At 67.0% G+C, this 20921-nt stretch carries 22 protein-coding genes, 1 other RNA gene and 1 pseudogene; 11 read left to right on the forward strand and 13 right to left on the reverse strand.

Translation table 11 applies throughout. The features are described from left to right. Positions 1–178 precede the first annotated feature (178 nt). Both Psi02_RS21430 and Psi02_RS21435 read left to right on the forward strand, forming a co-directional pair. Entirely contained in the window at positions 179–1195 is a 1017-nt protein-coding gene (locus tag Psi02_RS21430) for a 2-hydroxyacid dehydrogenase (RefSeq protein WP_203976791.1), read from the forward strand. A gap of 97 nt (positions 1196–1292) precedes the next feature. Then, entirely contained in the window at positions 1293–2915 is a 1623-nt protein-coding gene (locus tag Psi02_RS21435) for a 5-guanidino-2-oxopentanoate decarboxylase (RefSeq protein WP_203976792.1), read from the forward strand. Positions 2916–2918: 3 nt separating this feature from the next. Here Psi02_RS21435 and Psi02_RS21440 read toward each other — a convergent pair whose 3' ends face one another. The 5 genes from Psi02_RS21440 to Psi02_RS21460 all read right to left on the reverse strand — a co-directional run bounded on the left by Psi02_RS21440 (position 2919) and on the right by Psi02_RS21460 (position 8434). Next, the gene (locus Psi02_RS21440; protein WP_239095048.1) at positions 2919–4223 is read right to left on the reverse strand and encodes a sensor histidine kinase; all 1305 of its coding nucleotides are present in this window, start codon (positions 4221–4223) and stop codon (positions 2919–2921) included. A gap of 140 nt (positions 4224–4363) precedes the next feature. Then, positions 4364–5467 (reverse strand): o-succinylbenzoate synthase, encoded by a 1104-nt coding sequence (gene menC, locus Psi02_RS21445; RefSeq protein ID WP_203976794.1) that lies wholly within the window; start codon positions 5465–5467, stop codon positions 4364–4366. Beyond that, the gene (locus Psi02_RS21450; protein WP_203976795.1) at positions 5464–6273 is read right to left on the reverse strand and encodes a GNAT family N-acetyltransferase; all 810 of its coding nucleotides are present in this window, start codon (positions 6271–6273) and stop codon (positions 5464–5466) included. Before Psi02_RS21450 ends, menC begins: the two co-directional genes overlap by 4 nt. Further along, a complete protein-coding gene (locus Psi02_RS21455) occupies positions 6270–7373 on the reverse strand; it encodes a M20/M25/M40 family metallo-hydrolase (RefSeq protein ID WP_239095049.1) in 1104 nt (367 codons plus the stop codon). Before Psi02_RS21455 ends, Psi02_RS21450 begins: the two co-directional genes overlap by 4 nt. 11 nt (positions 7374–7384) lie before the next feature. Beyond that, on the reverse strand, positions 7385–8434 hold the full coding sequence (locus tag Psi02_RS21460) for a dipeptidase (RefSeq protein ID WP_239095050.1): 1050 nt from the start codon (positions 8432–8434) through the stop codon (positions 7385–7387). A 72-nt stretch (positions 8435–8506) separates the two neighbouring features. On the opposite strand from Psi02_RS21460, the gene Psi02_RS21465 reads away from it, so the two are divergent. The 4 genes from Psi02_RS21465 to rnpB all read left to right on the forward strand — a co-directional run bounded on the left by Psi02_RS21465 (position 8507) and on the right by rnpB (position 11676). Further along, on the forward strand, positions 8507–9343 hold the full coding sequence (locus tag Psi02_RS21465; RefSeq protein WP_203976799.1) for a Nif3-like dinuclear metal center hexameric protein: 837 nt from the start codon (positions 8507–8509) through the stop codon (positions 9341–9343). Beyond that, positions 9340–10077 carry a zinc ribbon domain-containing protein gene (locus tag Psi02_RS21470; RefSeq protein WP_203976801.1) on the forward strand — a complete coding sequence of 246 codons (738 nt, stop codon included), beginning with the start codon at positions 9340–9342 and terminating at the stop codon, positions 10075–10077. The genes Psi02_RS21465 and Psi02_RS21470 overlap by 4 nt, the downstream gene beginning before the upstream one ends. Next, positions 10074–11225: a bifunctional RNase H/acid phosphatase gene (locus tag Psi02_RS21475; protein WP_203976803.1), complete on the forward strand. Its 1152-nt coding sequence runs from the start codon at positions 10074–10076 to the stop codon at positions 11223–11225. The genes Psi02_RS21470 and Psi02_RS21475 overlap by 4 nt, the downstream gene beginning before the upstream one ends. Before the next feature lie 62 nt (positions 11226–11287). Continuing rightward, an RNA gene (gene rnpB / locus Psi02_RS21480) (RNase P RNA component class A) lies at positions 11288–11676 on the forward strand. 170 nt (positions 11677–11846) lie between these two features. Here rnpB and Psi02_RS21485 read toward each other — a convergent pair. Beyond that, positions 11847–12857 (reverse strand): site-specific integrase, encoded by a 1011-nt coding sequence (locus Psi02_RS21485; protein ID WP_203976805.1) that lies wholly within the window; start codon positions 12855–12857, stop codon positions 11847–11849. After that, positions 12857–13045 carry a helix-turn-helix transcriptional regulator gene (locus Psi02_RS21490; RefSeq protein WP_308442254.1) on the reverse strand — a complete coding sequence of 63 codons (189 nt, stop codon included), beginning with the start codon at positions 13043–13045 and terminating at the stop codon, positions 12857–12859. The genes Psi02_RS21485 and Psi02_RS21490 overlap by 1 nt, the downstream gene beginning before the upstream one ends. Positions 13046–13161: 116 nt before the next feature. Between Psi02_RS21490 and Psi02_RS21495 the strand changes: the two genes are divergently transcribed. From Psi02_RS21495 to Psi02_RS21505, 3 genes are read left to right on the forward strand one after another with little or no spacing between them, the layout of a single operon-like run. Next, on the forward strand, positions 13162–13557 hold the full coding sequence (locus Psi02_RS21495) for a UTRA domain-containing protein (RefSeq protein WP_203976807.1): 396 nt from the start codon (positions 13162–13164) through the stop codon (positions 13555–13557). Further along, complete coding sequence (locus tag Psi02_RS41100) at positions 13554–14510, forward strand: DMT family transporter (protein ID WP_373317648.1); 957 nt, start codon at positions 13554–13556, stop codon at positions 14508–14510. The genes Psi02_RS21495 and Psi02_RS41100 overlap by 4 nt, the downstream gene beginning before the upstream one ends. Then, entirely contained in the window at positions 14434–14721 is a 288-nt protein-coding gene (locus Psi02_RS21505; RefSeq protein ID WP_203976865.1) for a hypothetical protein, read from the forward strand. The genes Psi02_RS41100 and Psi02_RS21505 overlap by 77 nt, the downstream gene beginning before the upstream one ends. Here the strand turns inward: Psi02_RS21505 and Psi02_RS21510 are convergent. The 6 genes and pseudogenes from Psi02_RS21510 to Psi02_RS21530 form a co-directional block, all read right to left on the reverse strand. Then, positions 14718–15137 carry a barstar family protein gene (locus tag Psi02_RS21510; RefSeq protein ID WP_203976811.1) on the reverse strand — a complete coding sequence of 140 codons (420 nt, stop codon included), beginning with the start codon at positions 15135–15137 and terminating at the stop codon, positions 14718–14720. The two genes, Psi02_RS21505 and Psi02_RS21510, sit on opposite strands and share 4 nt — an antisense overlap. Before the next feature lie 138 nt (positions 15138–15275). After that, entirely contained in the window at positions 15276–16433 is a 1158-nt protein-coding gene (locus Psi02_RS41305) for an integrase core domain-containing protein (protein ID WP_203976813.1), read from the reverse strand. A gap of 346 nt (positions 16434–16779) precedes the next feature. Beyond that, positions 16780–17130, reverse strand: a pseudogene (locus Psi02_RS41310) (helix-turn-helix domain-containing protein); the annotation flags it as partial. Between the two features lie 123 nt (positions 17131–17253). After that, positions 17254–17604 (reverse strand): recombinase family protein, encoded by a 351-nt coding sequence (locus tag Psi02_RS21520; protein ID WP_203976815.1) that lies wholly within the window; start codon positions 17602–17604, stop codon positions 17254–17256. Between the two features lie 70 nt (positions 17605–17674). Then, on the reverse strand, positions 17675–18079 hold the full coding sequence (locus Psi02_RS21525; protein ID WP_203976817.1) for a hypothetical protein: 405 nt from the start codon (positions 18077–18079) through the stop codon (positions 17675–17677). 568 nt (positions 18080–18647) lie between these two features. After that, on the reverse strand, positions 18648–18938 hold the full coding sequence (locus Psi02_RS21530; RefSeq protein WP_203976819.1) for a hypothetical protein: 291 nt from the start codon (positions 18936–18938) through the stop codon (positions 18648–18650). 529 nt (positions 18939–19467) lie between these two features. Here Psi02_RS21530 and Psi02_RS21535 point away from each other — a divergent pair. Together Psi02_RS21535 and Psi02_RS21540 are read left to right on the forward strand one after the other, a co-directional pair. After that, entirely contained in the window at positions 19468–19878 is a 411-nt protein-coding gene (locus tag Psi02_RS21535) for a DUF6924 domain-containing protein (protein ID WP_203976821.1), read from the forward strand. A gap of 320 nt (positions 19879–20198) precedes the next feature. Further along, complete coding sequence (locus tag Psi02_RS21540) at positions 20199–20699, forward strand: hypothetical protein (protein WP_203976823.1); 501 nt, start codon at positions 20199–20201, stop codon at positions 20697–20699. Positions 20700–20921 lie beyond the last annotated feature (222 nt).

Below are 20921 nucleotides of genomic sequence, written 5' to 3' on the forward strand. Positions count from 1 at the left end.
AAGACCCTTATACCATTGAATTCCTGCTCCGTCGCCTGACCAAGCGGGCAAATCGCCTCACAGGCACGTTTGCTTGTGATGGGAGCTGTTCGCGGGAAAAACGGACATTGATGTCCTAAGTCTGAGAGATAAAATGCCCCATACCGATGTGATCACGGATATATCGGGCCATTACGATATGGCCGTCCGCTCTCTGCGCGCGAGGGCGGTGGACAGGACGATCCTGGTCACGGGGACGGGCATCGACGCGGGGCGGATCGAGGCTCTGAAGGCACGCGGGTACGACGTCAGGCAGCCATCTCCTGTGCTGACCGAGGAGCAGTTGACGCGTGAACTGCAGGGCGTGGTCGCCTACCTGCACGGAGGCGAGGAGCGTGCCTCCCGCGCGGCGCTGGAGAGCGCGAAGGCCACGCTGAAGGTCGTCGCCTTCCTCGGTGTCGGATACGAGACCTTCGTGGACGTGGCCGCGGCCGACGACCTGAAGATCGTCGTGACGTCCACGCCGGGAGCCGCGAGGGATTCGGTCGCGACCTTCACCGTCGGCCAGATCATCAACGCCAACCTCCGGATCTTCCAGCAGTACGGCAACCGCTATCCCGACTGGACCTCGGCCGAGGAGTTGCCGAACGAACTCAGCGCCCGGAACATCGGCATCGTCGGGATGGGCGTCATCGGCTCGCGTATCGCGGAGATGTTGCGGGTCGCCTTCGACGCGAACCTGGCGTACTACAGCCGGACGCCGAAGAGGCATCTCGAGCGGTCGCTGGGCATGGAGTTCATGGAACTCCCGGATCTGGCGGAGTGGAGCGACATCCTCGTCGTCATGGTCCCCGGGAACGACTCGACCACCTCCATGATCGACGACGAGGTTCTGGGCAGAGCCCGCCCCGGGACGATCCTCATCAACACGGCCCGTCCGTCGGTGGTGGACCCCGGCGCCCTGTACGCGAGCATGAAGGCCGATCGTGTCCAACTCGCCGTGTTCGACGGGTTCTACGGCAAGGATTGCGAGGCGGCCGTGCGGCTGCTGCAGGACTTCGGCAGCCGGATGTTCGTGACCGGCCACGTCGCCTCACACACCCGGCAGGCGATGGACAGGATGCTCGACCAGGCCGTCATGTCCATTGAGAACCTGCTGGGCGGCAACGCCGACCCCTATGCCGTGGGCGCGGCCGACCGCATTCCCGAGCCGTAGGGAAAACGTTTCGCCCAGGGCGAAGAAAATGGTTTGGCGTCGCGGAAGCGCGGAAACAGACTAGGAATGCTTCTGCGACTCCTCCCGCCCGGAAGCGATGCCTGATTTGAACTCCCCAGCCGGCCGGACGACGTCTTTGACTGGGGCACGTGCGCTTGTCGCGGCCCTCCGCTTACACGGAGTGGACACCGTATTCGGCATTCCCGGAACGCACAATCTCGCGATTTACCAGGAACTCGACCTCGCCGGCATCAGGTGCGTCACCCCACGTCACGAGCAGGGCGCCGGATACGCCGCCGACGGCTACGCGCGGGTCACCGGCCGGCCAGGCGTCATCGTGACCACCACAGGTCCCGCGGCGGTCAACGCGGCGGCAGCTCTCGGCCAGGCGTACTCCGACTCCTCACCGCTCCTGCTCATCTCGCCGGGCGTGCCCACGGACCATCCCCGCCAGGGCAGGGGATACCTCCACGAGAGCAAGGACCAGTCGGGCGCCATCGACGCCCTCTGCGCGTGGAGTCACCGCGTGAGCTCCGTGCGGGAGATACCCGCCGGCGTCGCCCGCGCGTTCGGCCAGTTCGCCGAGGGCCGTCCCCGGCCGGTGCACGTCGAGATCCCCGCCGACCTACTCGACCGGGAGGGCGAGGCCAAGCTCGCCCCGCCGTACCGGCTGATGCCGCGCACGCCCGATCCGGAGGCGCTCGACGAGGCCGCGCGTCTCCTCCGTACGGCCAGGCGTCCAGGGCTGGTGCTCGGCGGCGGCGCCCAGCGGCCGGGGGCGCGGGAGCAGTCCGTCGGCCGGCTGGCCATGCGGATCGCCGAGTGCGTCGGCGCCCGGGTGGTGACCACGGTCAACGGCAAGGGCGTGGTGCCGGAGAGCCATCCGCTCGCCCTCGGCGCGACGTTGCACCTGGCCGGTGTCAGGCGATGGCTCGCCTCTTGCGACGTCGTCCTGGCGGTCGGGACCGAGCTTGGGCCCGCCGATCTCTGGGAGGACGACTACGTGCTCTCCGGGACCCTGATCCGGGTGGACGTGGACCCCGGGCAGATGTACGGCGACCACGTCGCGGACGTGGCCGTCGTATCCGACGCGGGGCTCGCCATGGAGGGACTGCACGGCAGGATCGAGCAGGCGGGAGCCGTACCGAGACCGCGGCAGGAGCCGTGGCGGGGGCACATCCCCGAGATGGACGAGCTCACCGCCCGGTGGGCCGGCCACATCGCCGCGCTGCGCAGGGCGCTGCCTCAGGACACCATCCTCGTCGGCGACAACTCGATGATGGTCTACCACGGAGCGCTCGTCGCCCTGCCCATGGATCCGCCCGGGCGGTTCCTGTTCCCCACGGGATACGGCACGCTGGGCTTCGCGCTTCCCGCGGGGATCGGAGCGAAGATCGGGATGCCTGACCGGCCCGTCGTCGTGCTGGCCGGGGACGGCGCCTTGCAGTTCAGCGTCCAGGAGCTGGCCACCGCGGTGGAGTTGCGGCTGAGCCTGCCCATCGTCGTGTCGGCCAACGGCGGATTCGGCGAGATCCGCGACGAGATGAAGAACCGGGGCATGACGCCGGTCGCCGTCGACCTGCACGCGCCCGACTTCGTCGCGCTCGCCGTCGCGTACGGCGCGCGCGGACGGGCGGTGGGCTCGCCAGACGACCTGCACGAGGCCCTCACCGAGGCGCTGGGAGCTTCCGTGCCGACGGTGATCGTGATCAACGAGTGAGTGTCAGGGTTTTGCCAGGGGAAGCCGCAACACGAACCGCGCGCCGACCGGGCTGTCCTCGATGGTCAGCGTCCCCTTGTGGCTCTCCGCGATCTGGCGGGCTATGGAGAGGCCGAGCCCGGTGCCGCCGGCGTCCTTGCTGCGCGCCGCGTCGAGCCGGGTGAAGCGCTCGAAGACCACCTCCCGCTGGCCCGGGGGGATGCCCGCGCCGTCGTCCACGACCTCCAGAATTGCGTATGCCCGGTCGCGGCACGCCCGCACCGTGATCAGCGATGTGGCATGACGTTCGGCGTTGTCGAGCAGGTTGTTCAGCAGGCGTGCGAGGCGGAGGCGGTCGCCGATGATGACCATGCCCGGTTCCAGTTCCCTTGCCACGTCGACCTTGCGCTGACGGCGGTCGAGTTCGCGGGTGGCCAGGTCGGAGAGATCGACGTTGTCCAGCTTGGGCGGCGCTCCGGCGTCCAGCCTGGCGATCTGGAGCAGGTCGGTGACGAGGGCCTGCAGCCGGTCCAGGCTGTCGAGCAGGGCCTCGCCCGTGGCGTTCCAGTCGGCGATCTCCGGGTGGAGCATGGCCTCCTCGATCTCGGTGCGCATCGCGGTCAGCGGGCTGCGCAGGTCGTGCGACGCGTCGGAGGCGAACCGGCGCTGCTGCTCGACCGCGAGCTCGGCCCGGTCGAGCGTCTGGTTGGCCGTTTCCGCGAGCCTTCTGATCTCGTCGCGGAACCTCGGCACCGGCACGCGCTGGCCCAGGTCGGTCGTGGTGATCACGGCGAGCTTGTCCGCGATCGCCTCGACGGGTGATAGCGCCTTGCCCACGGTCTGGTACGTCCCGAACGCCGTGAGTGCGATCAGCAGCAGGGTGCTCCCGGTGAGGGCCAGCATGAGTTCGGAGCTGACATACCACGGCACCTCGGTGCCGGCCGAGTAGACCAGCCACGCACCGTCGGGCTGCGGGACGCGCAGGGCGACGATGATCACGCACTGGTCCGGATACGCGGGTGAACGGCACAGGACCTTGGCGTCCTGCGCGCTGGATTCGCTGGGGCGGAAGGCCGCCATCCGCGGCCTGCCGGCGATGTCGTGGCTCGTGGAGACGATCTGGCCCGTGGGATTGACGACCTGGACGCCGGCGACGTCCTCGTCGAGGATGACCGGAGGCAGTCGCTCGCGTTTGATGAGGTAGCTGACGCGGATGGCGGCGGTGACGACCTCTTCGGTCTTGTACTTCTCCGCGGTGCCGCGGACGGAGAGCAGCACGAAGGCCCCGGCGGCGGCGCAGACGAGCAGCATGACGGCGCTCGCGATCACCGCCAGGCGTGTCCTAACCGACCATCCGTGCCACAAGCTCACCAGATCCCCCCGGTGATCAGATGATCACACTTGGTCGATCTGTCGCCAATTAAGGGAGATTCGATACTAAAAGCGGGCAAACCACCTCAAGAATATCGCTACCCAGCGAGCCACTCCACGGAGGTCGTCACCTCGTCGAGTACGGCCGGGTCGGGGTCCACTCCGATCCCCGGGCCCGCGGGCACGTCGAGGTGCCCGTCGCGCAGCTCGAACGGCGGCGTGACGTCCCGCGCGAAATACCTGCGCGACGCCGAGGTGTCGCCCGGGAGTGTGAACCCCGGGAGCGCGGCGAGGGCGACGTTCGCGGCCCGGCCGATGCCGGTCTCCAGCATGCCGCCGCACCAGACGGCGACGCCGTTCGCCCGGCACAGGTCGTGGATCCGCCGGGCCTCCAGATAGCCGCCGACCCGTCCCGGCTTGATGTTGATCACCGAGCAGGCCTTCAGCGAGATCGCGGCGGCGGCGTGGGCCGCGGACTCGATCGACTCGTCGAGGCACACCGGCGTCCGCAGGCGTTTGGCCAGCTCGGCGTGCTGCACGAGGTCGTCGTCGGCCAGCGGCTGCTCGATCAGCAGCAGGCCGAACGCGTCGAGCCCGGCCAGATGCGCCGAGTCGGTCAGCGTGTAGGCGGCGTTCGCGTCCACCTGCAGCAGGACGTCCCCGAACCGCTCCCTGACGGCCCGGACCGGCTCGAGGTCCCAGCCCGGTTCGATCTTGAGCTTGATCCGGACGTACCCCTCGGCGATGTAGCCGTCGACCGCGTCGAGCAGCTCCGGGATCGAATTCATGATCCCCACAGAGACGCCGCAGGGCACGGCCTCCCGCGACGCGCCGAGGAATCGCGCGAAGGACTCTCCGGAGGCCCGCAGCTGGGCGTCGAGCACGGCGGTCTCCAGGGCGGCCTTGGCCATCCGGTGCCCCTTCAAGGGCTCCAGCGCCTGGCCGACGCCGTACGCGTCGACGTGCTGCAGCGCCGTCAGGGCCGGGACCATGAAGCGGCGCATCACGTCGGCCGCCCCGTCCACGTACTCCGGCGAGTACAGCGGCTCACCCATGGCGACGCATTCGGCCCAGCCCTCGGCCTCGGGCGTCACCACCCGGACCAGCAACACGTCGCGGGAATGCTCGGTCCCGAACGACGTGCGGAACGGCGCGACCAGCGGCATCGCGATCCGCCGCAGCTCGACTCCTGTGATCTTCATGTGCGCTCCACCACGTAACAGCCGTCGGCCAGACCCGTCACCCGGGCGCCCTGCGCCATCATCCCGCCCAGCACCTCTCGTACGGCATGCCGCCAGGCCTTGGCAAGCCCCGGGTCCTGCTGACGAAGAGTCTCGATGTCCTCGGGGAGGGCCACCAGCACGACACGCGCGTCCGTCGGCCCGACCATCGGCCGTCCCTGGTGCGACGCGACGCCGGCGACCGCGTCTGCCGGGACCTCCGGCCGGTACGGCCTGCCCTCGCAGGCCTCCACGACATGCGGATCGGTCAGCCGCCAGACGGCCAGCAGCCGGTCGGACTCGTCGCCCGCGTTGACGGCGTCGGTCATCGACCCGTAGAACTCCGGCAGGTACTCCTCGGGGCGGGCTGCCAGCTTCGCCAGGTTGAAATAGGCGTTGCGCCGTACCAGCGGGTCGTAGGTCCAGGTGATGACGTCGATTCCCCGGCTGAGCGCCCAGGCCCGCTGGTGGAGCTTCAGGGCGAACCCGGCGCCCCGCCGGACCGCGCCGGTGACGTGGGAATGCAGCACCTGGCCCACCGGGGCGGCAAAGAATCCCGCCGACGCCCCCACGAGGGTCGAGCCGTCGAACGCGCCCGCGACGTAGTTCCCGGCGTGGGACAGCGCCCGCAGCATCTCGACCGTGATGGGAGGGTCGGTGGGGTCGGGGTGCCAGATGTCGTCGAAGAGCCGCGCGACCTGTTCGAACGCGGGGATGTCATGCAGTTCGCAGAGCCGTACGCCGCTCCTGATCGCTGCGTCGGCGGCCTGCCGCGCGGGGGCGCTCACCGGGCACGCTCGCCGGAGAGCACGTGGGAGGTCAGCGCCGCGACCAGGCGCGCCCTGACGGGCATCTCCGCGACCACGACGTGCTCCCCCGGCGCGTGGGCACCTCCGCCCACGGCGCCGAGTCCGTCGAGCGTGGGACAGCCGACTCCCGCGGTGAAGTTGCCGTCGGAGCCGCCGCCCACCGAGACGCCGTCGAGCGATCCCATGCCGAGGTCGCCGGCGATCCGCCCGGCGACCTCGAAGAGCCCGGCCGAGGCGGCCGCGTCGAGCGGCGGACGGTTCGGGCCGCCGAGGAGCTCCAGCCGGGTACCCGGGGTCCGGGGGGTCAGGGCGCGCATCAGCTCGTCCACCCGCGCCTGCGCGTCGGCGTCGGGGACACGGACGTCGATGGCGACCCTGCCGACGGCGGGAACAGTGTTCGTGCTGGTCCCCGCGGACATCAGCGTCGGCGTCACCGAGACCAGCCCGGCCTGTGAGGACGATTCGACGGCGTTCGCGATGTCGGTGATGGCGATGATCTGGTGGGCCAGCTCGACTCCGGCGTTGGCGCCCAGCTCGGGCTCGAGCCCCGCGTGGGCCGCCCTGCCGTGGACGACGAGCTCGTACCGGGAGACGCCCTTGCGCGCCGTCTTGAGCGCTCCGCCGTTCGCGCTGGCCTCCAGGACGAACGCCGCCTCGCAGCTCGCCGCGCTCGCCTCGATCAGCGGACGGGAGGTGGGAGAGCCGAGCTCCTCGTCGCCCACGATGAGGACGGTCACCCCGTCCGGTGAGGGCAGCGAGGCCAGCGCGTGGAAGAGCTGCACCAGGCCGGCCTTCATGTCGAAGACGCCCGGTCCCGTGGCGACGCCGCCGGAGACCGACCAGGGATGGTCGCGCAGCGAGCCGATCGGCCAGACGGTGTCGTGATGACCGAGCAGCAGCACCTTGGGCGTGCCGAACGACCAGCGCAGATGGGTGACTCCGCCGATCACCGTCGTCTCGGGCTCCGCCTGGAGCATCCGGGTCCCCAGCGCGGCGACCACCCGCGCGCTCCGCGCCACCGCGTCGTGGTCGCTCGAGTACGACTCGCAGACGACGAGCTCCTCGAGATCGGCCAGCATGCCGTCGAGGTTCACCGGCCGCCCCGCCCCAGCTCGGCGCGGAACAGGCGCATCACGTTGCCGCCGACGATCTTGACGATCTCGTCGTCGGAGAAGCCGTGCTTCAGCAGGGACTCGGTCACCAGCGGCAGACCCCGGGGACCCTCGAGGCCGGGGATGGCCGCCATCGCGTCGATCTCGCTGTAGCTGAAGCCCTCGCAGCACGGCGGGGTCAGGTCGAGATGGACTTCCCGCATGAAGTCGGGCCCGAGGCCGACGTGGTCGATCCCCGCGACACCCGCGACGTGCTCGATGTGATCGACCAGGTGGTCGATCGTGGCGGCGCGGGCGTCCATGGTCAGGAACGCCGCCAGGAAGTTCACGCAGACCACGCCGCCGCCGGAGGCGATGGCGCGAAGCTGGTCGTCGGTCAGGTTGCGGTGGTGGTCGCGCAGCGCGCGTGCGGAGGAATGGGTGGCGATCACCGGCCGGGCGGCGAGCTCGAGGACGTGCCCGACGCCGGAGGCGCCCAGGTGGGAGACGTCGAAGATCATGCCGAGCCGTTCCATCTCCTGGAGGGCCTCGACGCCGTGGCTGGTCAGCCTCGATCCGGTGCCGTCCTGTCCGCTGCCGTCAGCGAGAGCCGTACGGCCCCAGTGGGCGATGGAGGCGACGCGGACGCCGAGCCGGTGCACCGTCGAGATCAGCTCCACGGACGCGTCGAGGCCGGGCATGCTCTCCATGGCGAGCACCAGGGCGATCTTGCCGAGGGCGAGTGCCTCGTCGATCTGGGCGCCGTCAAGGCAGATCCGCACCGCGTCGGCGTTGCCCTCGGCCAGCATGTGGGCGCACTCGATCATGCGGAGCGTCTGGCGCAGCGCCCCCTCCGGGCGGTACGCGTCGTCGATGAACACCGGGAGGACCTGGACGTCGACGCCGCCGTCGGTCAGCTGGGGCAGCCACTGTTCACGGAAGAAGGAGGCCCACTGCCGCGGCGGCCGGGCGGAGACCGCCATCAGGAGATCGTTGTGCGTGTCTGCGACGACCGCGTCCCTGTGGATGTCGTGCTGGTCAACGGACACGTCGGTGCCTCCCTTGCAGCGTGGTGTCACATGGACGTTACCTCGGTTTGCCGTTCTCGATAGTCTGCGCGGATGCCAACCTGCTCTCTCGCCGAGGTCGTCGCCGAACTCGAGGCGCGGTACGACCCGGCCTGGGCCGAAACCTGGGACGCGGTGGGGCTCGTCTGCGGCGATCCCGCGCTGACCGTACGGAAGATCCTTTTCGCGGTGGACCCGGTGGCGGCGGTGGTCGACGAGGCGCTCGAATGGGGCGCCGACCTGATCGTCACGCACCACCCCCTCTATCTCCGGGGCACCACGACCGTCGCGGCGACCACCTTCAAGGGCCGGGTGATCCACCGGCTGATCAGGAACGACGTGGCCCTCTACACCGCCCACACCAACGCCGACGTCGCCAGCCCCGGGGTCTCGGACGCGCTCGCCCGGGCCGTCGGGCTGTCCTCCGAGCTGCGCCCGCTCCAGCCGTCGGCGGACGACCCGCGTCGCGGGCTCGGCCGGATCGGCAGGCTGCCGTCGCCCATGCCGCTGGGACGCTTCGCCGAGCTCGCCGCGGCCGGTCTTCCCCGTACGGCACTGCGCGTGGCCGGAGATCCGGAGCGTATGGTCGAGACCATCGCCGTGAGCGGGGGAGCGGGGGACTCGCTGCTGGGGGCGGCCCGGGACGCGGGAGCCGACGTGTTCCTGACCGCGGACCTGCGCCACCATCCGGCCAGCGAGCACATGGAGGCGGGCGCCGGGCCGGCGCTCATCGACGCCTCCCACTGGGCCACCGAATGGCCCTGGCTGGCCGATGCCGCCGGACATCTGACGTCGGCGCTGGCGGCCAGGGGCATTAATGTTGAGGCGCGTATCTCCCGCGTCGTCACGGATGTATGGACGACCACAGACCTGGATCGAGGATGGGGATGAAGGCCGCACCCGAAGCACAGAGGCGTCTGCTCGATCTTTCTGAGCTGGATGCGGGGCTCGACCGGCTGAGGCATCGCCGTCGCACCCTGCCCGAGCTCGCCGAGATCGAAGAGATGTCGAAGAGGCTCGCTCAGCTCGCCACCCAGGTGATCGCCGCCGAGACCGAGGCGGGCGACCTGTCGCGCGACCAGACCAAGGCCGAGTCCGACGTGGACGCCGTGCGGACCCGAGCCGAGCGTGATCAGAAGCGGCTCGACTCCGGCCAGGTGTCCTCGCCCAAGGATCTGGCGAGCCTCCAGTCCGAGATCGCCTCGCTCCACCGGCGCCAGAGCGACCTGGAGGAGGTCGTGCTGGAGATCATGGAGCGCCGTGAGGCCGTCGACGCCCAGGTCGCGTCGCTCAAGTCGGAGCGGGACGAGGTGACGGCCACGCTCGACGCCGCCGGAGACCGCCGTGACGCCGCGTTCGCCGAGCTCGACAAGGAGGTCGCCGAGCTTCAGGGCAAGCGCTCCGGGATCGACGACATCCCGGCCGACGTGCTCAGCCTCTACGAGAAGCTGCGCGAGCAGTCCGGCACCGGAGCCGCGATGTTGCAGGGCAGCCGGTGCCTCGGGTGCCGCACCAGCCTGTCGATCGCCGAGCTCAACCGGATCCGGGCCGCCGGCCCGGACGAGGTGGTCCGCTGCGAGGAGTGCCGCCGGATCCTGGTCCGAACCCCCGAGTCCGGGCTGTGAGCTCCTTCGTCGTCGAGGCCGACGGAGGGTCGCGGGGCAACCCCGGCCCCGCCGGGTACGGCGCGGTGGTGAAGGACTCCGACGGGCAGGTCGTCGCCGAGGCGGCCGAGTCGATCGGCACCGCGACCAACAACGTGGCCGAGTATCGCGGGCTCATCGCCGGCCTTCAGGCACTGGGCGCCCTCGGGGCCGAGGGCGCCGCGGTCACGGTGCGGATGGACTCCAAGCTGGTCATCGAGCAGATGGCCGGTCGCTGGAAGGTCAAGCACGAAGGACTGCGGCCGCTCGCGCTGGAGGCGGCGTCGCTCGCCCGGCGGTTCCGCGTGACGTGGACGTGGATCCCGCGAGAGAAGAACACCCACGCGGACCGGCTCGCCAACGAGGCCATGGACGCCGCGGCGCGGGGTGAGAAGTGGCAGGCCAAGACCATCTCTGCCACGGCCTCGGCCACCACGTCCGTGACGACGCGCGTCGAGTCCGCCACGACTTCGGAGGCCGGCGGCACCGGGTGGATGCCCCGGCCGGCCCTCAGGCCGACGTCCCTGATCCTCCTGCGGCACGGCGAGACTCCGTTGTCCGTGGACAAGCGCTTCTCCGGGCTGGGCGACCCGTCCCTCACCGCGGACGGCATGGCTCAGGCCGAGGCCGCCGCCACGCGGCTGTCGCGCAAGCCGTACGAGATCGAGGTGATCGTCAGTTCGCCGCTGACGCGCGCCCGGCAGACCGCCGAGGCCGCGGCCTGCCGTACGGGCCTCGCCGTGTCGGTGGAGGAGGACCTTCGCGAGACGGACTTCGGGGCGTGGGAGGGGCACACGTTCGCCGAGATCCAGAAGAAGTGGCCGGACGACCTGGCGGCCTGGCTGGCGGACCCCGAGGTGGCTCCGCCTGGTGGCGAGAGCTTCGCCGAGACGGCCCGCCGGGTCGAGCGTGCGCGGGCGAGGATCATCGAGGCGCACCAGGGCAGGACGGTCCTCGTGGTGTCGCACGTGACGCCGATCAAGCTGCTCGTCCGTTCAGCGCTCGAGGCCCCTCCGCAGGCCCTCTACCGGATGCATCTCGACCTGGCCTGTCTTTCGGTGATCGACTACTACGCCGACGGTCCCGCCGTGATGCGCGCGTTCAACGACACCGCGCATCTTCAGATGTGAGCCCAGAGCCGTCTGTGGCCGGGGCGAACCCATCGAGCCGCTAGGCTTGTACATACAGCGGACGAGTCGGCCGGGCGGCCGCGTCAGGGCCTTCGGGCCCTGCCGAGGAAGGTCCGGGCTCCACAGGGCAGGGTGGTCGGTAACGCCGACCCGGGGTGACCCGCGGGACAGTGCCACAGAGAGCAGACCGCCCCTTCGGGGGTAAGGGTGAAAGGGTGGTGTAAGAGACCACCAGCGCCCACGGTGACGTGGGCGGCTAGGTAAACCCCACCCGGAGCAAGGTCAAGAAGGGGCGCCTCCTCGGAGGCGTTCCGCGCGCGGCGTTCGAGGGCTGCTCGCCCGAGTCGCGCGGGTAGACCGCTTGAGGCCGTCGGCAACGACGGTCCTAGATGGATGGCCGCCGATCAGCTCCGGCTGATCACAGAACCCGGCCTACAGGCCGACTCGTCCGCTGTTAAGTCCCTGACCTGCGCCTATGTGGCTACTTGAGGCTGCTGTTCCGTCAGCGCTGCGGTACGGCACCTCTACCGAGGTCTTCATCATCCGGAAACAGGTGCCCGTAGGTGTCCATGGTCTCGGCGATCGTGGCATGACCAAGACGCGTCTGGATGACCTACGGATTCAGGTTCGCCCGGATGGGGCTCGACGCGTAGAAATGCCTGAGGTCGTGAAAACGGGTTCCCCTAGGCAGGCCGGCTCTGGAGACAGGCGCCCGCCAACACGTCCCGAAATTCGACCGCTGGACCGGCCGGCCGGACCGATTGGTGACCAGCACCTCGTTGCACCTGTGCCGTACTGCTGCATATGGGTCGTGATCTGCGCAAGCACGAGGTCATCCACGGGGAGAGTTCGTCTCGACGCCCTGGTCTTAAGCGGCGACAGCTTGGTGTTCTGCATCTGCTCGTGGACATGGACGCGCCGACGTAGGAAGTCGACACGTGGTGCCGTCAGGCCAAGCGCCTCGCCCTCACGCAGACCGAGGCCAGCGCCGAGCCAGACCGCCAGTTGGTATCGCGGCGTGATGGCGTCGACGAGCGCGAGCACGGATGTCACCGGGAGAGGTTGCACAACGCGAGCTTCCACGCGGGGGAGTGGAACGCGAGAGCAGGGGTTCGCTGGGATCACGCCATCGTCTACCGCGCTCTGCATCAGAGCGCGAAGGATGGCAAACACCGTTTGGACTGTGCTCGGCGCAAGGTCGGCAGAGACCTTAGCGACGAAAGCTTTCATGTCCGTACGAGTAAGTGAATTCATGCGCCGCTCACCCAGCAACGGATAAATGCGCGACCTCAAATGCGTTTCATAAGTGCTAACCGAGTTACCTCGCAAATGAACCTGAGAGGGAAACCATTTTTCTTCGCCGTATTCACGAAGCCTTACCTTTCCTTCGCGCGCATCGACATAGATGCCGCGAAGGCGATCCGCCTCCATGGTGATGCCATGATTTTCATCATCGCTCTTACGAGCGAACGCCCTACCGGTCTCTTTGCCGTTCGGCCCCGTCCATAGCGCAAGCCATCTCTTGGCGTCCTTGCTTCCACTGTTATCGGGATGCCGATCCGTCTTCTGCTTGACCTGTTGACCGTCCGGCCCCTTCACAGTGCGGAACCACAGGTCACGTACACGAGCCATCAGGCCGCGTCCTGCTGCTGACGGAACCAGGCGAGCACGTCAGCTTCCAGGTAGCGGAGGTGGCGCCCGACCCGGGCTGATCTAGGACCGATACCCCGATGTCTCCACTGATAGAGAGTGGCCTTGGGAATGCCGAGGAAAGCCGCAACCTCTTCGGAAGTCCAGGTTCGTTCTGCGGTGGGATTCACGGACTGTGCTCCATTCGAAATACCAGACGAACTAATGATGTTTGACGGTCCTAGTTCACGCAGCCACTAGCGCGTTATTCGTGGCGAGTTGGTGGGCGAGTTCTTCGCGGCCGGCAGTGGCCGATCGGCTTGGAGTCTCGGCCAAGGCGAAGTCAGTCTTGCAACGCGAGAATGTGTTCTGGGCCGACGATGACCCCGTGCAGCGCGTCACGACCTACATTCCGTGGACGATCGCCAAGGGCACCGGCCTGCTCAAGGACGAGGTCCCGCACCAGTACGGCATTCACGGGGTCTTTGAGGACAAGGGCCACACCATGAAGCACATCCGTGAGGAGATCAGCGCCCGGATGCCACGCGCCGAGGAAACCCAGCACCTACGCCTGCCGCCCGGAGTCCCAGTGATCGATGTCTGGCACACCAGCGTCGACCAGGACGGCCAGCCGTACGAGGTCACCCGGTTCGTCATGCGCGCTGACATGACCGGCCTGCTCTACGACGTGCCCGTGGAATGACCCGCGTCCGCGCTGAGGGCTTACTCCGCGTGGGTGCGCTCGCCTTGATCTGGGGGAGTGGATTCCTCTGGATCAAGATTGCCCTACGTGGCTTCTCGCCTACTCAGGTCACCCTGATGCGCCTCGTCCTCGGCGCGCTCGTTCTGGTCATCGTGGTCTACGCCCAGGGGCGACGACTGCCCCGAGGTTGGAAGCTATGGGGACACCTCACGGTCGCAGCCCTGTTCGCTAACGCGGCGCCCTATCTGCTCTTTGTGATCGGAGAGCAGACCGTCTCATCATCGACGGCAGGCATCATCAACTGCACAACTCCTTTGTGGACGATGTTGCTCGCCTACACCATCGGTCATGACCGAGCGATCGGGGTTCGCCGAACGGCTGGCCTCCTGCTCGGATTCGCTGGAACAGTCGTGATCTTCACGCCCTGGTCCACGGGTACCCAGCTCATGACCTTCGGTGGATTCGCCTGCTTACTCGCCTCGGTGTGCTATGCGATCAGCTACCTCTACATGGATCGCTTTCTGGTTAACCGAGGCATGCCGCCAATCGCGCTCTCAGCCAGTCAGCTCACCGCCGCATCCGGACTTCTGCTCGCAAGCACACCTATCGATGGCATGCGTCCGATCATTGTCCGGCCGGATGCCCTGGTCCCGATCGTCATCCTCGGTGTACTCGGAACAGGAGTCGCGTACGTACTGAACTACCGGATCATCGAAGAGGACGGGGCAGTGGTCGGATCCGTGGTTACCTATCTGCTCCCAGTCGTCGCCGTCTCCCTTGGTTGGCTTGTCCTAGCTGAGAGGCCCACGGCCTTTACAGCCCTCGGAACGGGTACCGTCCTTGTCGGAATCACTCTCGCTCGCATACGGTCCTCCAGTGATCACCTGGAACACCATCGGAGACCCCATTCCCGCCCTGGACGGCTTCGAGGCAAACGACCAGGGCGAAAGTGAAAACACAGCTGTCATGATCGTCGAGACAACTGACGCGCACAATCTGATCAAGCTGGCCGCGTGGGACGACGGCCTCGGGCTCGATGTGGACTTGCTGATCACATTGCCGAACGCGAAGACCCTCCGTGACCGCCTCGCGCAGGCGATCGAGACCATCCAGGCGCGTGAACAGCAGTCCGTCAGCCGTGGGATCCACCCGCCCAGTAACTAGACCAACTCCAGGAGGACGCCGTCTTCGGACTCGTTACCGCCTGGGCCGTGGTCGCGGATGATTTCGACGAGATCGTCGAACAGGGTCGGACCCTCGCTGCGCCGCGCGCTGCTGATCCTGGCCTCGAAATTCGAACGGTTCGACGGATGGCAGGTGAGGAGAACCACCTCCAGCCATAGGGCTGTCGCTTCGTAGCCGAGCGCGGCCCGAGATGAGTCAGAGTTGAGCCACCGCAGCACCCACCCGTTCTCGGGCGTCCCGAACCCCCCTCGGAGAATGTCGTTGAAGGCATCCAGATTTCCCCGCCACGTGTAGTTGCAGAGTAGCCGCGAGAACTCGCGGGCAAAGCCGTCGAAGTCGGAGAAGTCTGCTCCGTCGATAACCAGCACGGGAAGGCCGTCGCTCTGGTTTGTCATGCTCCAAGTATGGGCGCCACTCCGGTCATCCGGTTCTGCCGCCGAGCGGGCGTCGAGGTAGGACAGAACCACAACAGGGGCTGTCAGACCTCGGTTGATGCTTGACGGATTGGTCTCGGGTGATGCTTTCCACCTGGCCTAGGTTCCGTAGTCAATGTTGCCGCTTGCTCGTAGTCGTTTGACCTCCTTCACGATCGTGCGGGGATGGACCGAGAGTTCCTGGCCTTGGTAGTGGATCCGGAACTGGGTCTCTTCTAAGACGATGGTGACGACCTTGCCGCGGTGGATGCTGCCGATCCGCAGCTTGCGTCCGGCGACTTTCACTGAGCCGGTGTGGGAGACCACCCGTTCGACCTGGACTGCGGCGGCCTGGGCGGCGGATGTCAGGCCGCTCAGGCGAGCGCCGCGCAGTCGTTGCAGTTGGGGCCCGGTGAACGGGCTGGGCAGGGTCTTGACCAGCGTGCCGTCGACGATGACGTGCATCAGCGAGGCATTGATGCGGAGGGTGGCGCGTTTGCCGGCCAGCGGGAGGCCGACGCCGATCAGTTTGCCCGCGACGTTGACGCATCCGGCGCCTGTGACCTGCCGGTCGATCTCGACCACAGCATCGGCTGGCAATGGCCCTGGAGGCAGGGCTGAGGCCGGGGATGGGCGTCCCGGACGTCCGCCTTGGCTGATCAGCCGGGCGAGGTCGCCATCGGTGAGCAGCACGGGATGGGTCTTGAGAAGCTCCTGGCCGGAGAATACGTGCAAGGTGGTGGCTGAGACCCAGACGCTCACCTGGTGCCCGGCCCGTTGGCGGCCCAGCCAGATCTGCCGTCCGCAGGCGGTCATGTTCCCGCTGGCTGGCACGAGGCGGTCGAACTCCACCGCGACTGGGACCCCACCCGTGGGGACCACAGCGACGGGGCCGTCACTGGCCACCCGCGGTGGTCGGGTGTTCGCATCTCGAGTGCCGGCCGAGGGAGATACCGCAGGCAGCGCCGCCAGTTCAGCAGGCAGCCGCAACGGCACATCGGAGCAGGCGGTGGGAGCCGGTGCGGATCCGTTGACGAAGCGGCTGGCCGGGGTGGCCATCTCCAGGGCCTGATGCGGGCGGACGGTGTTATAGCTGCTCACCCAGGCATCCAGCGCGGTCTGCGCATGCTCCAGGCTGACGAAAGCTTCGTTGACGGATAGGAACTCCGTCCGCACGGTCTTGTGCCAGCGTTCGATCTTCCCGGTTGTCGTCGGGGACCGGGGTTTGGTGTTGCGGACGGTGATGCCGTTGTCCCGGCAGATCCGCTCGAACAGCACTGCGCGAAGGCCCGACAAACCGCCCGACCCGACGCACGGACCACCACCTCGGTCGGGCGTGGCTTGGTGAACCGCCCGGTGAACTGCTTGCCGTCATGGGCGGGGTGTTCCTGACCGACGGGCGAGAGCTGAAGCTCATCGTTGTCGGTGAGCACTTCCTCCGGCGCACCGAAGGTGCGCATCGCCTCGTCAAACTGCCACAGCTCCATCGGGGCTTCACGCTCCCAGCGGACAGGTGCGCGATGACGATGAACCGGGAATGGTCGTCGATCCCGCTGACATACGACGAGCGGGGACGGCGCCGCTGCCCGGGCATGATGAGCATGTTGCGGACCAGGATCCGATACAGCGTGGCCGGCGACGGCACCGGCCCGACACCCCGCTGGTCCAGCTCAAAGGCCAGACGTTGCGGCCCCCACCGCGGATGCTGCCGACGCAGCTCACACACCAGCGCTTCCACCACATCAGCCGTCTGATGCGGACACGTATCCGGTCGGTGCGTGCGATCAGCCAAAGCGCCTAACCCGCCGGCGCGATACCGCCGCACCCACGCATGCACCGACTGCCGCGACACCCCATACCGCTCGGCGACCTCGGTCACCGGGATCCTGCCTCTACTTCCAACACAGCGCGATACCGCTGCTCCATGACGCTCAGCTCCACCAGCGCCAACCCGAACCCCCCATGTGATCGCCATCGATCACATAAAAGCCAGGTCAGCCGACGTGGTGTAAAGCATCAACCGAAGTCGCCGTGTCAAGCATCAGCCGAGGTAGGACAAACCACAACAGGGGCCCCTGTGAGAAGTTTCTGTACGTCTTCAAGGCGGCCCTAACCGGGCCGCACGCGCCGCCGTCACGGCGCACGCCGCCGCCTCCCGCTGGCGCTCCCGGCGGACAGCGCGCAAAGAACGCCGGACGGCTGGCGCGGACGAGGGGAAGGGCCGCCAGGCGACAGCCCCCCTCTCGTTCGGCGATGATCCGGGACACCACCTCGTCAGGCAGCACCGGAGGCCGACCAGCCGTACACCCTTGGTGCGGGCGGCCACCACCCCCTCGCGGGTGCGCCGTGAGATCAGGTCGCGCTCCCACTCTGCAAACGCGGCGAGCAAAGTGACCATGACCTTGCCCTCGGTCGTGGTCATGTCCAGGCCGCCCAACCCGTTCACCACGACGATGGAGTCCTCGCGGACGCTACGGACAGCGACCGTCGCGATTTTCCGGAATGAGAGCGCTGGGAGGTCAGGCCTGCGGCGCGAACTCGTCGACTTCGTGTAGCCGGGGCATGACGGCGCGCAGGGCGGCCGCGTGCTGCCGGACTCGCTTGACCATCAGGTGGCGGGTCGGCGGCGTCCCGGACTCGGGGACGGCTTGTGCCGGGCCGTAGCCCTCCCGCACGTATAGGGTCGCAAGGGAGACGCCCCTGCGAAGGCGAGTGGGATCATGGGCGGGCCAGAGATATGTCGTGAAGTCCCACTCGCCCTTGTACCACGTACAGGTCACGCCGATGTGCAGATCCGGCCGGTGGTACGCCACACCGTCGTCGGTCAGTTCGGGGCCGAGGAAGTCGTAGTTCTCCGTAAGGAAGGCGAATTCCCGCGTCGCTTCCTCCCAGATCGCCACCACGCCGCTCGGGCGGTTTCGCATGCCCTTACCGTACGTGCGACTGGTCCGCCCTACTACTCCCCTCGGCGGTGAGGCCAACGGGGCAGGCAACACCCGGTACCTTACAAGTCCGCTCACAGGGGCGTCGGGCTGAGCTGGAACAGCTGTCAGGTACCGGCGGACACATGGGCCTCCGGCGGGCGCGCTCCCAGCTTCGGGGGAATAACGGCCGCGCTGACTTCGGCCGTAGCTGGCTGAGCTGGATCGATGCAGGGTCCCCCCGCCCCCGCTGCCCGAGTATTCGCGGCACCCGAGACCTGTCAACCGGCGCTGTGCAGGTAGGGCGACCAGCGCGCGCGGAAGGTCACCGGGAACATGGACACGCGAAGCACCAGTTGACAGAACCCGGGCGGCGGTCGCGAATGTCTGGCAGCTATCGGGGGCGGGGGGAGTCCGGCCGGGCTTCCCGTCATCGGCCAGCTGCCGGTCCGCGGTGGGTCGACGGCAATTGGGTGGACGGGGACACAGCTGCTGGCGGAAGCGTCCGCGACTTGCAGTCCTGTTCACTTGCCTCGGTCAGGCTCATCCCAAGTGGACCGGCGGATCAGGGTCAAGCTGATTTGGCCAAGGCGGTGCTCAATCTCCTCCGGTCGGCTCGTCCCTCCACTCGAACGAGAGTGAGCGCATCGGGGTAATCCGGCTCGGCGAGCTCATCCATTTCCGCGTTTCGCTGGACCGACGTTCTCTCCTCCCCGGATCCGCCAGTGGAAAGAAGGTAGTCACCGCCGCGATACCAGCTCTCGCGCCACTCGAGAGTCACCCCCAGTGCCAACGTCACCCCGGCCGCGACCGACTGTAGGTCGTCATCGCTCACAAAGACGAGGTTGGTGTAAGTTGCCACTTCACTATCGTGCCGGGCGTCGGCGAAGGGGTGCGGCCCCTGTTCCGTCTCTGTTCCGCCAGAGCGCGAATGATGCCCACAACCGTTGGCAACTGCTGAAACATGAAATCCCAGCTCAGGCCCAGTTTCGGAGGGCAGTCGCAGGTCAGAGAAACGCTGGGATCAGAACCCGGCCTACAGGCCGACTCGTCCGCTGTTTCCCCGCCTGAACTGGGATTCTCCCCGCCTCATTCATGATCGGGGCGCATTGGGGGCACATCGAGCGCGGAACGGAACGCGTTGTCGAGCGCCGTACGAGCTCGTTCGGAGGCTTCTGGCACGAGGTGCCCGTAGAGGTCAACCGTCGTGGTGATCGACTCGTGGCCGAGGCAACCCGGACTACCTGGCGTGGATTCGGTCAGAGACGACCGAGCCCACATAGCGATCTATCTAGCGAGATGGCTGACGCCGACTGATTGGACCGGAACGCTTTCTGTCGTAGGGCTTCCATACGATGACTCATCCGCACCGCTGACTCCGGGAGGATCCGATGAAGCCGCTTCCCCAGGGCACAGGTCCGTTGGTCGTTCGCATCGAGTTCTCCAACCAGGTCGCGTGGGAGGCGGTCCGAGGCACGATCGAGACCCCTACCGAAGAGGGCTTCGTGGCATACGCGGAATTCCTCGACGATCCGGCCTATGCGGGAACCACAGCCGACGAGTTGCTAGCCCTAGACCCCCCAGGGGATCTTCTCGCCGTGGTCGACCAAGACACCATTGTCTCGCCGGAGATGGCGCTCCTTATCGTTGACTTGCGTAAGGAGCGCGGCCGTCGGTTCCGGATGATCGCTACCGAGTTCTGGGGGATCGAAAACAACCTCTCGATCAGCAACATGGATTTCTTCGAGTTCGCCGACTCGGTGGACGACGACGGTGTCTTCCGGGGCTTTGGCCGGTCGTGAGGCGCAATGCCGTAGCTGTCTAGTCCCACGAGATGCTTGACGTTTCTGTCCCAGGACATGGGCGACAGGTGATCTAGGAAACATAGGTGGCCTTGCGGGGCCGGTTGGCTTTGACGTTGCGGATCGGGATGTCTGTGGTCCGGACGAACCTGCAGGCGGCGACTCTACGAGACCAGTTCAAACGCGTGTCGCCGTTGCCTGATAAGGAAAAGGTTCCAGTTCAAGTCCTGATAGCGCACCATAGCTCACAGGCTCAATTTTGATCAGCGGAGAGCCAGCTCCCCGGGGCGATGGGTTGAGATAAGCCAGAGAGGGAAATAGTGGCACGCGTAAGTAAACTTGTACGGGCCGAACTGGATCGACATGACTGGTCGAATCTCCGCTGTGGCTGCGGGGAGACGGCTGATCACGTACCCGAAATATTCACCACGATCATTACGGCGGAATCTGCTGCGGAGGCCATTAACTGCACCTTCGCCAGCCATCTTGAGATCGAAGGAAATCTCTTTGAGGCGGCTGTTCCAGCGGTCAGTGTGATACTGGCAGCACTTGCAGGTGACCTATCAGAATACGCGCGTGACGTATTATCCATGACGCTGTGGGTTGTAACTGCTGGAGAATCACATCATAGCGAAATGGCTATTGGTCGCACCCGCCTCGGAGAGGAGTGCCAGCTGAAGGCTAGAGAAGGAATCTGGGTAATTCTAAGCAATGCCAACGACAGTAACAAGGAGACGTGCTTGGATATCCTAGAGTGGATTGATCTTGACGAAGTTCGACCTCAGTACTATAGATCAAAATTTGAAAAACGTCGGGCCTGAACTGTCGAGATCGCAGATGACTGCCAGCGGAGTTTCTAGAATTGCTGCAGGACCTGATGCTCAAACTCCTAGACATTCGCGGGGGCACTTTGGGGGCACACGGCTACGGAAAACGCCGGCAAGCGATGGCAACGAACGGAAGCGTTTTCGCAGGTCGCTCGTGATTCGGTACGAATCTGTGCAGGTAGCAAGCATGTGGAATTAGAACCCGGCCTACAGGCA

The sequence above is a fragment of the Planotetraspora silvatica genome (assembly GCF_016863315.1).
Taxonomy (GTDB): domain Bacteria; phylum Actinomycetota; class Actinomycetes; order Streptosporangiales; family Streptosporangiaceae; genus Planotetraspora; species Planotetraspora silvatica.

Coding starts and splice junctions, on each gene's coding strand:
- menC (WP_203976794.1), bottom strand. CDS start 5,467: ATGAAGATCACAGGAGTCGAGCTGCGGCGGATCGCGATGCCGCTGGTC.
- Psi02_RS21455 (WP_239095049.1), bottom strand. CDS start 7,373: ATGCTGGCCGATCTCGAGGAGCTCGTCGTCTGCGAGTCGTACTCGAGC.
- Psi02_RS21465 (WP_203976799.1), top strand. CDS start 8,507: ATGCCAACCTGCTCTCTCGCCGAGGTCGTCGCCGAACTCGAGGCGCGG.
- Psi02_RS21510 (WP_203976811.1), bottom strand. CDS start 15,137: ATGACAAACCAGAGCGACGGCCTTCCCGTGCTGGTTATCGACGGAGCA.
- Psi02_RS21525 (WP_203976817.1), bottom strand. CDS start 18,079: ATGCGAAACCGCCCGAGCGGCGTGGTGGCGATCTGGGAGGAAGCGACG.
- Psi02_RS21535 (WP_203976821.1), top strand. CDS start 19,468: ATGAAGCCGCTTCCCCAGGGCACAGGTCCGTTGGTCGTTCGCATCGAG.
- Psi02_RS21470 (WP_203976801.1), top strand. CDS start 9,340: ATGAAGGCCGCACCCGAAGCACAGAGGCGTCTGCTCGATCTTTCTGAG.
- Psi02_RS21430 (WP_203976791.1), top strand. CDS start 179: ATGGCCGTCCGCTCTCTGCGCGCGAGGGCGGTGGACAGGACGATCCTG.
- Psi02_RS41100 (WP_373317648.1), top strand. CDS start 13,554: ATGACCCGCGTCCGCGCTGAGGGCTTACTCCGCGTGGGTGCGCTCGCC.
- Psi02_RS21485 (WP_203976805.1), bottom strand. CDS start 12,857: ATGGCTCGTGTACGTGACCTGTGGTTCCGCACTGTGAAGGGGCCGGAC.
- Psi02_RS21435 (WP_203976792.1), top strand. CDS start 1,293: ATGCCTGATTTGAACTCCCCAGCCGGCCGGACGACGTCTTTGACTGGG.